1 protein-coding gene is annotated in these 259 nt (G+C 59.1%); it reads left to right on the top strand.

Going from position 1 to position 259, the window contains the following annotated elements:
- The coding region (locus JAO29_RS23150) for a hypothetical protein (protein WP_334270650.1) at positions 1-184 on the top strand (184 nt) is incomplete at its 5' end.
- Positions 185-259 lie beyond the last annotated feature (75 nt).

Here is a 259-nt window from a genome sequence, read left to right as displayed (position 1 = left end):
GAAGTCCTTAGCTGAATACCGCACAATAGCTGGCGGCGTGAGTGCGCCAATCGACAACATGGTGAGAAGATTAACCATCGCTGTCCGCACTTTCGCGAGCGGTTGGGAAGGCACCCAGCGCGCGAGCCACCACCGCGAACCGCCGCTGTCGAATAAATCAAACGCGGAGCAAAGATCGGCATGATGAATTTCGCGGGGTCCGTCTGCCGGTGACCCGAAAGGGCTCCCATACACAAGCATGGTTCCGGCGGAGCGAGGT

It is taken from the genome of Edaphobacter sp. HDX4, assembly GCF_036877565.1.
Classification (GTDB): domain Bacteria; phylum Acidobacteriota; class Terriglobia; order Terriglobales; family Acidobacteriaceae; genus Edaphobacter.
This window is presented reverse-complemented; position numbering and strand designations above follow the sequence as displayed.